At 47.6% G+C, this 675-nt stretch carries 1 protein-coding gene; it reads right to left on the bottom strand.

Annotation, left to right across the window (positions count from 1 at the left end):
• Window positions 1-40: 40 nt before the first annotated feature.
• On the bottom strand, window positions 41-675 hold a 635-nt coding region (locus tag R7R78_RS26685; protein WP_225474680.1), incomplete at its 5' end, for a chemotaxis protein CheA.

The raw sequence follows: 675 nt of genomic DNA, 5'->3' as shown, positions 1-675 counted from the left end.
GTACTTTAATCGCCATTTTGTTCCTTTTCTTTACGTCAGCTTAGATGCGCGAAGCTGCTGCGTATTGCTTCAATAGATCTGGCACATCAAGAATCAATGCAATGTGACCATCACTGGTAATCGTCGCACCAGCCATACCAGGTGTACCTTGCAATAAGTTATCTAATGGCTTGATAACCACTTCTTCTTGACCGATAAGCGTGTCGACGACAAAACCAACGCGTTGGCTGCCGATCTGCACAATCACAACATGACCATGACCGATGCGTTGCTCCACGCGAGGAGACTTAGACGCCAACCAGTTTTGTAGGTAGAACAGTGGAATAGACTTATCGCGAACGATGATGGTTAACTGACCATCTACCACGTTGGTGCGGCTTAAATCTAAGTGGAAAATCTCGTTTACTGACGCAAGTGGTAGTGCAAACGGATGACCGCCAACACCCACCATTAAGGTCGGCAAAATCGCAAGAGTCAGTGGCACTTTGATGGTGATCTTCGTGCCCTTACCCAGCTCTGAATCGATGTCGATAGAGCCGTTTAGGGTGTTGATCGCCGTCTTAACTACGTCCATACCCACACCGCGGCCTGAAATATCAGAGATCTTCTCTTTACTTGAGAAGCCAGGGGCGAAGATAAGGTTGAAACACTCTTTATCCGATAAACGCGCTGCTG

It is taken from the genome of Vibrio sp. 2134-1 (assembly GCF_033339495.1).
Note: the sequence above shows the minus strand (reverse complement) of the source record. Positions and strands in the feature narration are given on the sequence as shown.